Origin of the sequence: Amaricoccus tamworthensis (assembly GCF_049800875.1) — a bacterium.
Lineage (GTDB): Bacteria > Pseudomonadota > Alphaproteobacteria > Rhodobacterales > Rhodobacteraceae > Amaricoccus > Amaricoccus tamworthensis.
In genome coordinates this window covers 29428-41397 of the sequence record NZ_JBNAFV010000025.1, presented here as the reverse complement: position 1 = coordinate 41397, position 11970 = coordinate 29428, and the positions used below count along the sequence as shown (strand labels likewise).

The following is an 11970-nucleotide window of genomic DNA, read 5'->3' as shown; positions in this document are numbered from 1 at the left end:
GAACGTCCGGCGGCCGAAGCGGGAACGCCTGACGCTCATCCGGATCTATGAGGAACTGCGTAACCGTGGCTATGGAGGCGGCTATGATGCGATACGCCGATATGCGGCGGGCTGGTCGAAGGCGACACGGGAAGCGTCGGCCAGTGCGTATGTTCCGCTGAGCTTCGATCCGGGCGAAGCCTACCAGTTCGATTGGAGCCATGAGATCGTGATCCTCGATGGCGTGACGGTGACGGTCAAGGTTGCCCATGTCCGCCTGTGCTACAGCAGGATGCCATATGTCCGGGCCTATCCCCGTGAAACCCAGGAGATGGTGTTCGACGCGCACGACAGGGCGTTCGCCTTCTTTGGCGGTGCCTGTGCGCGGGGCATCTACGACAATATGAAGACCGCCGTTGATGCGATCTTTGTCGGCAAGGACCGTGCCTATAACCGGCGTTTCCAGCAGATGTGCGGGCATTATCTGGTCGATCCGGTTGCCTGCACGCCTGCCTCGGGCTGGGAGAAGGGTCAGGTTGAGAACCAGGTCGGCGTGATCCGGCGGCGGTTCTTTGTGCCGCGCCCGAAGTTCAAATCCCATGCCGAGTTGAATGCCTGGCTGGAAGATCGTTGCGTGGCCCATGCCCGGGCGAACACGCATCCTGAGATGCGGGACAAAACGGTCTGGGAGGTGTTCGAAGAAGAGCGCCCGAGCCTCGTGCCCTATGTTGGCCCGTTCGATGGGTTCCACGCGGTTACGGCGTCTGTCTCCAAGACCTGCCTCGTGCGGTTTGACAAAAACAGATACTCGGTTGACGCCCGTGCCGTGGGGCGGCCGGTCGAGATCAGAGCCTACGCAGATCGGATGGAATGCTGGCAGGATGGCCGGATCGTCAGTCGCCATGCGCGTGCTTTCGGGCGCGACAACACCGTCTACGATCCCCTGCATTACATACCTGTTCTGGCCCGCAAGCCCGGCGCCCTTCGTAACGGTACGCCATTCAAGGAGTGGGACCTGCCGGTTGCGATCCGCCGGGTGCAGCGTAAGCTGGAACGCCAGCCCGGCGGCGACCGCCAGATGGTCGAGATCCTGAGCGCTGTGATGACGGATGGCATTGATGCTGTAGAAGCCGCCTGTACCGAGGCGCTGTCCCACAACGTCCATTCTGCGGGCGTCGTGCTGAACATCCTGGCCCGCCACCGGGAACCGCCGCCACCCCTGACAATCACCACACCGGACGCGCTGCGGCTGAACTGCGAACCCACGGCGAATTGCGACCGATATGACAGCTTGAGGAGACAGACAGATGGAACGCTCAGACGTGCTCGACGCGATGGGAAAGCTGAAGCTCTACGGGATGAGAGCCGCCTATGACGAGATTCTGACCACCGCCGTCAAACGCCAGCATGAGCCCCAGCAGATCATCGGCGAATTGCTGACGGCTGAGATCTCGGAGAAGCAGGCCCGCTCGATCAAATACCAGATGACCATCGCCAAACTGCCTCTGGCCAAGGAACTGGAAGAGTTCGACTTCGAAGCAGCCGAGGTCAACGAGACCCTGATCCGTGATCTGGCCGCCGGGGACTTCCTTGATCATCAGCGCAACCTGGTCCTGATCGGCGGCACCGGAACGGGCAAAACCCATCTCGCCGTCAGCATCGCCAGGGCTTGCATCCGGAACGGGCGGCGCGGGCGGTTCTTCAATGTCGTCGATCTGGTAAACAAGTTGGACGCCGAAGCCCGCGCCGAGCGTCAGGGACGAACCGCCGATTTGATATCGCGCTTGGATTTCCTGATCCTCGATGAACTCGGCTACCTCCCGTTCGCCCAGACCGGCGGCCAGCTCCTGTTCCACCTGATCAGCAGGCTCTACGAACGCACCTCGATAATCGTCACAACCAATCTGGCATTCGGTGAATGGCCAAGCGTCTTCGGCGACGCCAGGATGACAACCGCGCTGCTCGACCGGCTGACGCATCACTGCGAGATCGTCGAAACCGGCAACGAAAGCTGGCGCTTCAAAAACCGGGCATAATACCAGGCCGCCCCCACACTGGCCCGGCGCCGCTGCGGTAATCGGAGACTGCGCAGCACCGGGCCAGCTTAGCACCAGGGGGGTCAATTTTGGACGCCGATGAGGGGTTAAGATTGGATGCCGATTGACAGACGGTCTGGTTCAGCGAGGATGCGGTGCGTGGTTGGTGGGCGACACGTTCGGGCAAGCGCGGTGCTCAGCAGCGGTACTCAGATCTGGCGATCGAGCTGTGTCTTACATTGCGCGTGGTGTTTGGCCTGCCGCTTCGGCAAACGCAAGGCTTCGTGCGCAGTCTGCTGCGGCTCATGGAACTGGAGCTTGCCGTGCCGGATTACTCGACGCTTTGCCGACGTGCGCCACTACGCGAGATCGCGCCAGACACCCGGACAGTCAGTGGCCCGATCACGCTGATTGTGGACAGCACAGGGTTGCGTGTCCACGGTGGCCGTGACTGGATGCAGGAGAAACACGGGTGGCCAAAGGCCCGTAGAACATGGCGCAAACTGCATATCGGCTTCGACCCGGAGTGCGGGGAGCTCGTCACCTCATGCCTGACAACCGAACATGTCGGGGACCCCGGCGCGTTGACTGACCTGCTGGCTGGGGTGGCCGGTCCAGTGCGCCGTTTCATCGGCGACGGAGCCTATGACGGTGCGCCGACCACCGCAACGATCCGGCGAGCGTTTGGTCCGGATGTCGAGTTGATCATTCCACCACCTAAGAATGCTGTCCCGGGTGCTTGCGCCGGACGCAATGCTCATCTCGAGATGATCGCGGAGGGCGGCAGAATGGCCTGTCAGAAGGCCACCGACTATGGCCAGAGATCACGCGGCGAGGCCCAGATCGGGCGCTACAAACAGGTCATCGGACCGGACCTGCGCAGCCGTAAAATGGAGACCCAGACAACCGAAACCAGGATCGCAGTAAAAGCCCTCAACCGCATGACCCGTCTGGGTCGTGCGACCTATGAGCGTGTCGCATAACAAAACGGGGAAAGGGGCAGACGTGGCCCGAACCGTCTTCATGCAACATCGTCTGTCACCGCGCGTTTGGCCAAATAGGTGCAGATCGCACAGGCTACACTGACAACCAGCTCGGCCTCCGGCGTATCAACCTGCTGTCCTTCCAGCCCGTGACGAGCAATGTTGGACGCATAGCCCCACAGTTTCTCGGCTGCGGTATCAAGAGGTTTTGGAAGGTCCAATCGCTTTACAAGCTGACCGAATGTTGCTTTGGGATCGCCGGCCAGATCCCGCGAGGTTGCTTCCATCGCGGCGCAGGCATGCTGGATTGCCCCAGTCACATCCGGCTCCGGCCGCCGTGAAATATCACGCAGTGCTTCATGGATCTCGCGTGCGGCGGCACTGCGCCCGGTTTGTTCCAGGATTTCGACGGCCTCTCGTGTCGCGCCGGTAAATGCTTCGGAGCCGCGATAGACAATCTGGCCGTCGTTCATATGCCAGCCGATGCCATTTTCGACAAAAAACTGGTTCAGCCGGTCATCGAACCTGCTTGCATTGTCGTTGAACCCTTGCGCGAGTGTCGCATGGAACGCTTCGGCGATGTCATAGACCTTGTACCAGGGACAGTCGGCAACAAGCCCGACGACCTCTTCCCAGATGTTGGGGTGCTCCGACCAGTTGTTCCGGTCAGGCGGAACGAGCAACACCTGACAGATGATCCGGCGCATGGCGGACGGACTCATGCCGATGTCCTGCCCGATCAGCAGGATCGCATAGCGCAGGTTTTCGGGCGCGTCTTCGTGAACGGTAATCTCCGCGTCTGCGCTGCGGTAGCCGTGCCGGTTCGAAAAACTCTCTGCCATTCTGCCAATCCCCTACGCTATCGGCACTGTGCGCAAATGGGCTTCAATCGCCTTGATCACATCCGCGGTCAGCGGCAGGTTTCCCTTTTCGGCCTGCCAGTGCTCATGGAAGCGCGCGACAGTCTCGCGCGCGGTTCCCAGAACCAGCTTCTCGGATAGACCGGCGTTCGCAGCCAGGTGCGATAGCTCGTCCTTCGAGAACCCGGAGAACTTCTTGGTGCGGCTAAAGGTGAGCGCCGCCTTGTCGTCTTCTATGTAGGCAATGGTCGAGACAAAGTCGTAGCACGGCGCGAGCGCTGCCTGCCTACGATCCGGATAGATCAGCGACCAATTCTTGAGGTGCATGTCAGCGTTGCCGATCAGCACATTGAAGGTCAGCCGCCGGATAAACTCGGCGATGTCGTCCTCTCCGCATTCAGCGGCCAGTACCTGTGCCATGTTGCGCTGGCTTGCCTTCTCGTACTTGTCGTTGGGATAGACGCGAAAGACCTGCGCGAAGTCCTCAATGTGGACGGCACTGCCATCACTCAGACGATCAAACCGCTCGACCGCCAGCGCCTGACCGCCAACCTTGTCCATGCCCTCGGGCAGGTTGCCGATGTCGGCAACATCGATCAGCCTTATCGGCGGAACATCCATGCCGCACAGGCGTGCGAGCGTCATCATCGAGAATTCATTCTCGGGGACGGCATCGAACCCTTGCGCCGGTAGCTTGACGATCCAGGAGCCGCCAACCCCCTTGGCCGGTATCGCAAGGCCGCCTTGCTTGTCTCCCAAGGCGGAAAACTTCAACTGAACGCCTGCCAGCGAGAACCTCAGCGCCTGTTCGCGATGATCATCATGATGATCATCACCGTCATCAACATCGGGAGGCCACGCCTCACCATCAGCAGGCCGAACAGTGACCGCGCCGGGAAGGTCCTCGCCGAGAACCCAGAGCAGGAAAAACTCACGGACGGGCTTCACGTCCGCGCGCTCGGCGAGATAGTCCCGCATGTGACCTTCGGGCAGAAGATTGGAGAAGAAGGGCAGCAAGTGCATGTTCTGCGTACCGAAATCGGTCGTCAGTTCGCCAAGCTCATTCTTGAAGCCGAGGCTCAGAACCGGCCTGCCCGCATTGGCGACATAGTCTTCAGAGAAAGTAAAGAGCGAGGTATCACCGCTGACCCGCGTCAGCGTACCTATCGGCTCTCCGTAGAGCAGGACTTCAAGGACACTAACATCAGCCATGATCGTCACCATCCAGACGATAGGCCGGACGCGGCAAGGATGGTGCAGATGCACCCGCCCCATGGGCGAGTGCGTTGCGCAACATGCGCAACTGGCTCTGCGCCTGCTCGACCGCTTCCAGATTGCGCGGATCGCTCAGGAACTCCTGCATGGCAGCAGACGCTTCCTGCAAATGAACAAGATCATCGGCTGAAAGCTTGAAGTGCATCAGCTCGCGCGCCCGGCGCTGCAACTCCTGAACGGCAATCTCAGAGAGCGTTTCACTGGGAAGCGCTGCTATCTGGTCATCGAAGCGCTGCAACAGGTTCGTCGCCTTACGCGCGCTCTGAACGTCACGGTGACCATCATCATCGCCGCGAATGATCGCCCGAACGGCAGGCAGCTTCTTGCGCGGGACCAGAGTCAATTCCAGATCAAGTACACGTGCAAGCTCGACCAAACTGGATAGCCGCAGATCGACCGCCCCTCTCTCGATCTTGGAGATGTGACTCTGTGGAACCCCCGCTTTCGCACTGAGCGCGCGCTGAGAGAGCCCCTTGCGTTCCCGCGCGGCTTTGAGCGACTCTGCGATGTACTCCGTTGCGTAGCTCATGATCTGTCTTGCTGTTTCGTTTCCAATTTATGATATGCACAAACATATCACTCAACGAAGCAGACTTCAAGATTGATCTATAATTCCACATCAAGTCATGTGAACGATGTGCTTTTATGTATCAAGCAACAAAGGAGTCACTTGCCAAAAAAAAGTGACCCAGCCCCCTGATCCGGGCCGCTCAGGTGTAGAATCCGTTCACATTTGTTTTCACTGACTGGTTTGCGGTCAAGGCCTGCTGAGCGGAGCCATTGCGGAGCTCGGGCGAAGCAGGCCGGTCGGAACGTTTGAGTTTGGCGTAGACAGCAGGAGCCAGCCCGCCAAGCGATGTATGTGGTCTGTGTGTATTGTAATCGATCCTCCAGTTTTCGATGATTTTCCGGGCTTCAGCGAGATTGCCGAAGATATGTTCGTTCAGACATTCGTCCCGCAGGCGGCCATTGAAGCTCTCGACAAATGCGTTTTGCATTGGCTTTCCGGGGGCGATGTAGTGCCAGACGGCGCCAGTATCCTGGCACCACCGGAGCACGGCATGGGATGTCATTTCGGTTCCATTATCGCTGACAATCATCTCTGGCCGGCCGCGCCTGAGGACCAGATCATTCAGTTCACGGGTCATGCGGGCACCGGACAGCGAGCGGTCCACAACGGTTGCCAGGGCCTCGCGCGTGCAATCGTCGACAATGCACAGCACGCGGAACCTTTGACCGTCCGCAAAGGCGTCGGATATGAAGTCCAGCGACCAGCGCTGGTTGGGGCGATCAGGCACCAGGATCGGCCTGCGTGTCCCCAACGCCCGTTTGCGTGACCGCCTGCGGCGCACCGCAAGGCCTTCTTCGCGATAGAGTCTGAACAGTTTCTTGTGGTTAACCTCGAACCCCTCTCTGGCCAACAGGATGTGAAGCCGCCGGTAGCCAAAACGGCGGCGCTCGTTGGCCAGCTCCCGCAGCCGTTTGCGCAGGGCCACATCGCCCTGATCCTGCTTTTGATACTGGAAAACGGACCGGTGCAGACCGGTCAACACGTCTATCAAGCTTTCCCGACCAGATGTCACCACGACTGACGATGATGCCCCAAGGTAGCATCCGCAAGAGCAAAGTCGGGATGATCTCTGTGCCAAGGATTCCAGTTCGTCAGTCGACGCCGACTTGAAGTGGCTCCTCCACAACCCCCGCATCCACCAGCTGTTCCCGATCTGGAAGATCGCGAAGGCTCTCCAACCCGAAGGCAACGAGGAAGTGATCGGTGGTCACGAAGGTATAGGGAGCCCCGCGCCGGGGCGTCCGTGGCCCGGTCCCGATCAGCCCGCGCGCATGGAGCCGCCCGATCAGGTCACGGCTGATCTCTTTGCCGAAGATGTCCTTCAGCCCGTCGCGGGTGATAGGCTGGTGCCAGGCGAAGGCTGCCAAGACCGCGACGTCGAATTCATTCAGATCCAGCAATTGATCACCGACATCCGCCGCGGCGCGGATTGCCGACGTGTAGGCGGGTCGCGTCCGGAACATCCATCCCCCAGCCACTTTGGCAATCTCAAATGCCCGCCCCTCCAGATCCGCGGCCAAGTCCTCGACCAGCACATCGACCGAGGCCCCCTGCCCCACCACCCGCGCCAGATCCTCGCGGACGACCGGCGTGGTGGAGGCAAAAAGCACAGCCTCGATCCGGCGCATCCATTCGCGCCAGCGCAACTCCGGCGGCAGGTCGGTCAACTCGCGGTCTAGGTCTGATTCCGGACGATCCTTGGCCATCCTTACACCCCGTAGAGCCGGAAGGTGTCGCGTCCGGTCAGCTCTCGTACCGCTCCGAGTTCGACCAACCGGTCGCAGAGCCGCCGCGCAGCGCGATCCGGCAAGGGCAAGGCCGAAGGCGCCACGGCATCGCGGGTCAGGAACATGTCAACGGAATCCCCTGCCCCCTTGGCCCGCAGCTTCGGCGCGACTGCCTTGAAATGCGCCGCCCGACGCGCGAGGTCGGCAGCCTGCTTGGCAGCTTCGACCGCTGAAGAGATGAGTCCCCGATGACAAGCCAAGCGAAGGTCATCGCCCTGCCTGCGCAAGTCGGCACGTTTTAGGCCCGGAGCCAACAGCGGCACGAGATGATCCCAACCGAGTACTTGGGCGAGGACCGCATCCGCGAGGATCAGCGCTGCATCGTCTGCACGTGGCGCCTCGCGCAGAACGGCTTCCAGCGCCATCGCGGCGCGGGTCACCGGCGCCCACTTTCCCGTATCGAGCCATGTAGCAATCTGGCCCAGCTCGAAGGTCGGCAAGGCTCGGCCTAGAGCCTTGATCGACACCGGCCGCTCCACCGCGCGCCGCCAGACCAGGTAGGTTTGCCCGCCGGACCCGGCAAGTCACCGGGCCGCAGAACATGTACCGCGTCGCGCAGGTCCCTTTCCCGCTCAGGCCGACCAGAAATCGCGACACAAGCCTCGGCCGCGCGCAGCGCGAGCCGGTCCCGCAACAAGGCTTGGGGCACTTCCTCGCGTCCCAACACAAGATGCAGGTGATTCAGCGCGGCGCCTGACAAAAACGCAACATCTTCAAGGGTTTCAGCACGGGGCGACGTGACCCAGGCGGGCATCCGGGGTAGCGTGTCCAGGTCGTCGATGTGGCCGTGCCGGGCAAATGTCATGCATGGAGCCTACAACAGCGCGGCGCTTTCTTCCAGATAATAGCTCACAATCCGCCTCGCCTTGCTGTTCACACTTATATCCAATAAGTCCCGCCGATTATCGGACTTAAAGAAAGCACTTTTTCGGGACCTGCCTGTTAAGTTTGAATTTCAACACGTCGCAAGTCGAGTATTTCTAACTGAGCGGTCCCAAGGAGAAGTCGCATGTGATGCGTTTTCACATACTGCGCCAGGAACTGGGATGGTGCGCGTAAGATCAACACCCCGGCATCAATCTTTGTGTAAGCCAAGCAGGAGAACCAATGTCTGAAGAGGCCGGGCTCAAGTTTCTCCAGACGCCCAAGAATCCGAGCCCAAGGTGCCGCCTCGCCCGTTGGGACAGGCGCGTCGGTCTTTGGTCCGGTCGAGAAATCCACGCGAACAACGGTTTCGGATGTCTTCCTTGGTGTTTGCCGCGCCATGCGGTCGGAATAATCCGGACCAACCCGCTCCCAGACCGGCTGACTCAGACGGTGGATTTCGGCGACGTTCAGACGGTAGGCCGCCACCCTGCCCCGCACGCCGGGACGAATCTGCATCAGAATATCGACTGCGGTCAGCCGTTTGATTTCGCGTTTGACCGTTCGCTCATCGACCGACCAGAGACGCGCCATCTCCCGTTGGCCCACGGTCAACTCGTCTCGTGACCAATTGTACCGGGCAGTGACCAAGGCAACGAGCCGAAGCATCGATGTCTGGAACCCTGCCGTGCCATTCAGTCCTGCGACAGAAAGCGCGGTAAGGATGTCGTACTTCTGTGAACCCGCCTGCGGTCCCGTAAACCGTTTCGCATCCATTTTTGCCACTCGTTGCCTCAGGGATCGTCTCTGACGTCCGATTCCCTTTCTGTGGTTAAATGTCCATCAATCGCGTATTTTGTCAACAGGTTTCAAAATACGGGACTTGGCCGAGATCTCCAAAAAAATCTAAAAATATTGGTTTATAGGTAATGGGTGACAGTTTGGTGTCACCTTATCGAGCGGATGTTGTCACCCTAAGTACTGTATTTAAACATGTCCTGTCACCCAAATCGTTGCTCCGGTCCCACAGATTTCGCGTATTTTCCTTAGATCGAACCGAAAATCGCGAATTTTCGGAATTTGCGTTTTGTCCTTCCTGAAAATCGGGTTATTCAGTCATCAATAGCAAAAAACGCGAGTGAGGCCATGCGAGATCATTCCAACCTTCAATCCATGAACGAAAGAAGCCTTGTCCAACAGGCAGCCGTGCGCAAGGCGACTTTCTCGCCCTCGGAAGAGAAAACCCTGCGGCCCTTCTCCATCTGGGAAATCAGCCAGTTCATGTTCGGAGTTCCTGCCGATACTTTGCGCAAGAAACTGGCGGAAGACCCATCTCTGCCGCAGGGCGTCACTGAAGAAGACGGACGCCAGCGTTGGTTCACCTTGTCCGAGATCAACGAGCTGCGCCGCCGAGTGCGTTTCCGGGGCAAGGCATTGTTGCCCAAGCGCCCCGCCGGGCGCGCGATGCGGGTTGCGGTGTCCAATTTCAAGGGCGGGGTGGGCAAGACCGTAGTGGCGCAACACCTCGCTAACGCGGCGGCGCTTGATGGTTACCGAGTGCTCGTGGTGGATTTCGATCCGCAGGCCACGCTTACGCATTCAATGGGATTAGTCGAGGTCAAAGAGTGGAACACGGTCTGGGGTATCATGTGCCGCGACCTGTGCCGCGAGGCGGACCGGATCGCCCGCGCTTATGACGACCCTGCCGACTGCCCCTACCCCACTGCCGACGAATTACCCGGTGACGTTCAGTCCATTGGTGCCCAGCGGGTTCAGGACTTCATACAGAAAACTGCCTGGCCGACCATCGACATAATCCCGTCCTGTGCCAATGCGGCATTTGTGGAATTCGCCAGCGCGCAATACCGCGCTCTGCACAAGGCCTGGAGTTTTTTTGGCTGCGTCGCACGCTATCTTGACGAGCTGCCCGACGATCAGTTCGACCTAATCATTTTTGATTGTCCCCCGGCCATCGGGTACCAGTCGCTAAATGCGGCTTTCGCTGCCGACATCCTGTATATCCCTTCTGGCCCTGGCTACTGGGAGTACGATAGTACCACCAGCTTCCTCGGTCAGCTGGGCGACGCGTTGGAGGATATCTCGGCCGGATACGCCAAAATTGCGCGTGATGCTGGGATTCAACTGCCCAAGACCTTCGACGACGTCCGACTTCTGATGACGCGGTTCGAATCAGCTAACCCGTTGCATTCCGCGATGCTGGAAGCGTTTCAGAATGTCTTTGGCGCCGACGTCTGTCGCAACCCCATTGAGATGACCCGTGCGGTTGAGCAATCCGGGCGGTTTCAGATGTCGGTCTACGAACAGGACTATCGCCAGATGACACGCGAAACGTGGAAGCGGGCGCGGCAGAGTTTCGACAACGCCTATGACGAGTTCAAGCAGGTGTTTCTGAACGCGTGGGAGCGACGCGATACGAAAGAGGAGGTTGAGGCATGAGCAAGAACAAGTTCGGATTTGCGCCCTTGGAAACGCCGCCTGCCCCCAAACGCCGGCGTGAGGTCGGACCGATGGGTGCTGCGGTGCGAGAAGCCGCGGGCAGTCTGGAGGAAAGCACCGAAAACCTTGTCGAGCAGCGCCGCCTGAATGCCGCGGATGCCAAGGAGTGGCGCCGCGCAAAGGGCGAAGGGCGGGTGCTTGTGGAGATCGCTCTCGACGCGATCCTAACGGACGGTTTGCCCCGTGATCGACTGGACCTGGATGCCGTGGCGGCTTCGGACGAAATGGAAGAACTTAAAACCTCCATCCGGGAGCGGGGCCAGAAAGAACCCATCGAGGTATTTGTCACCGAGAGCGGCTATCAGCTCAAGAAAGGCTGGCGGCGTTTGACCGCGATGCGTCAGCTCTTCAAGGAGACCGCAGACGAGCGTTTCGCGCATGTCACGGCGCGTATCGATGAAGATGCGGCCAGCCGGATCGATCTTTACATCGACATGGTCGAAGAGAATGTCATCCGGGAGGACCTGAGTTTTGCCGAAATGGCGCAGGTGGCGATCATCGCTGCGCAGGAGGAAGGTGAGGGCGCGGCGGATCTGGTGAGCCGCATCTATTCTTCGCTGCATAAGATGAAGCGAAGCTATATCCGAAGCTTTGTGCACCTTCTGCAGCACCTTGAAGGAGCCTTGCCGTTTCCAAAGGCTGTCGCACGAAATCTGGGTGTTGAGGTGTCCAGGCGGCTCCAAGCCGAGCCGGACGCAGTTCAGGCGCTTCGGGATGAATTGAGCATGTCTGAAACGCCGGAGGCTCAGGCAAATGTGTTACGCCGATTTGCGGATGCCGGCGCGGTCCAGCCGGCGAAGCCCCGACGAGTAGAGCGTAATGTGAAATACGAGTTTCATGTGGGTCGTTCCAAGGTTACCGCCCGTAAGGGAGAGTGCCGTATCTTGTCAGAAGTTGATTTCTCGTCTGTTGACCGGAAGCTGCTTCAGCGTGCGATAGAAGCGTTCGATGAAGTGCTTAAAGGGTCGTAACCCACGGGTTACGCCACTTGCCTGCAAACCGCGTGTAACCCGTGGGTTACCATGAGTGCTAGAGCAATGAGCCTCTTTATTGAGACGGGGCTTTGATGGTATGCCGTGGCCGCATGCGCTTGGGCGG

Annotated in this window: 9 protein-coding genes and 3 pseudogenes; 5 read left to right on the top strand and 7 right to left on the bottom strand. The window is 59.5% G+C overall.

Annotation, left to right across the window (positions count from 1 at the left end; all coding sequences use genetic code 11):
* The 3 genes and pseudogenes from istA to ACP15P_RS22170 all read left to right on the top strand — a co-directional run.
* Positions 1–1354: IS21 family transposase (istA, locus tag ACP15P_RS22180; RefSeq protein ID WP_424930639.1), on the top strand; the 1354-nt coding region annotated here is incomplete at its 5' end.
* The gene (gene istB / locus ACP15P_RS22175) at positions 1287–2015 is read left to right on the top strand and encodes an IS21-like element helper ATPase IstB (protein ID WP_424929791.1); all 729 of its coding nucleotides are present in this window, start codon (positions 1287–1289) and stop codon (positions 2013–2015) included. The genes istA and istB, both read left to right, overlap by 68 nt.
* Before the next feature lie 143 nt (positions 2016–2158).
* A pseudogene (locus ACP15P_RS22170) lies at positions 2159–2998 on the top strand (IS5 family transposase); the annotation flags it as partial.
* Between the two features lie 38 nt (positions 2999–3036).
* Here the strand turns inward: ACP15P_RS22170 and ACP15P_RS22165 are convergent.
* The 7 genes and pseudogenes from ACP15P_RS22165 to ACP15P_RS22135 form a co-directional block, all read right to left on the bottom strand.
* On the bottom strand, positions 3037–3840 hold the full coding sequence (locus ACP15P_RS22165; protein ID WP_424930638.1) for an AbiJ-NTD4 domain-containing protein: 804 nt from the start codon (positions 3838–3840) through the stop codon (positions 3037–3039).
* A gap of 12 nt (positions 3841–3852) precedes the next feature.
* Complete coding sequence (locus tag ACP15P_RS22160; protein ID WP_424930637.1) at positions 3853–5070, bottom strand: type II toxin-antitoxin system HipA family toxin; 1218 nt, start codon at positions 5068–5070, stop codon at positions 3853–3855.
* Positions 5063–5662 carry a helix-turn-helix domain-containing protein gene (locus ACP15P_RS22155; protein WP_424930636.1) on the bottom strand — a complete coding sequence of 200 codons (600 nt, stop codon included), beginning with the start codon at positions 5660–5662 and terminating at the stop codon, positions 5063–5065. Before ACP15P_RS22155 ends, ACP15P_RS22160 begins: the two co-directional genes overlap by 8 nt.
* Before the next feature lie 181 nt (positions 5663–5843).
* Positions 5844–6683, bottom strand: a pseudogene (locus ACP15P_RS22150) (IS3 family transposase); the annotation flags it as partial.
* 112 nt (positions 6684–6795) lie between these two features.
* Complete coding sequence (scpB, locus tag ACP15P_RS22145; protein ID WP_424930635.1) at positions 6796–7410, bottom strand: SMC-Scp complex subunit ScpB; 615 nt, start codon at positions 7408–7410, stop codon at positions 6796–6798.
* A 2-nt stretch (positions 7411–7412) separates the two neighbouring features.
* Positions 7413–8296, bottom strand: a pseudogene (locus ACP15P_RS22140) (DUF1403 family protein).
* A 137-nt stretch (positions 8297–8433) separates the two neighbouring features.
* On the bottom strand, positions 8434–9132 hold the full coding sequence (locus tag ACP15P_RS22135; protein WP_424930641.1) for a DnaA N-terminal domain-containing protein: 699 nt from the start codon (positions 9130–9132) through the stop codon (positions 8434–8436).
* A 369-nt stretch (positions 9133–9501) separates the two neighbouring features.
* Between ACP15P_RS22135 and ACP15P_RS22130 the strand changes: the two genes are divergently transcribed.
* Positions 9502–10812, top strand: a complete 1311-nt coding sequence (locus ACP15P_RS22130; protein ID WP_424930634.1) for an AAA family ATPase — start codon at positions 9502–9504, stop codon at positions 10810–10812.
* Positions 10809–11843, top strand: a complete 1035-nt coding sequence (locus tag ACP15P_RS22125) for a ParB N-terminal domain-containing protein (protein WP_424930633.1) — start codon at positions 10809–10811, stop codon at positions 11841–11843. Before ACP15P_RS22130 ends, ACP15P_RS22125 begins: the two co-directional genes overlap by 4 nt.
* Positions 11844–11970 lie beyond the last annotated feature (127 nt).

Coding starts and splice junctions, on each gene's coding strand:
- ACP15P_RS22160 (WP_424930637.1), bottom strand. CDS start 5,070: ATGGCTGATGTTAGTGTCCTTGAAGTCCTGCTCTACGGAGAGCCGATA.
- ACP15P_RS22130 (WP_424930634.1), top strand. CDS start 9,502: ATGCGAGATCATTCCAACCTTCAATCCATGAACGAAAGAAGCCTTGTC.
- istB (WP_424929791.1), top strand. CDS start 1,287: ATGGAACGCTCAGACGTGCTCGACGCGATGGGAAAGCTGAAGCTCTAC.
- ACP15P_RS22165 (WP_424930638.1), bottom strand. CDS start 3,840: ATGGCAGAGAGTTTTTCGAACCGGCACGGCTACCGCAGCGCAGACGCG.
- ACP15P_RS22155 (WP_424930636.1), bottom strand. CDS start 5,662: ATGAGCTACGCAACGGAGTACATCGCAGAGTCGCTCAAAGCCGCGCGG.
- scpB (WP_424930635.1), bottom strand. CDS start 7,410: ATGGCCAAGGATCGTCCGGAATCAGACCTAGACCGCGAGTTGACCGAC.
- ACP15P_RS22135 (WP_424930641.1), bottom strand. CDS start 9,132: ATGGATGCGAAACGGTTTACGGGACCGCAGGCGGGTTCACAGAAGTAC.
- ACP15P_RS22125 (WP_424930633.1), top strand. CDS start 10,809: ATGAGCAAGAACAAGTTCGGATTTGCGCCCTTGGAAACGCCGCCTGCC.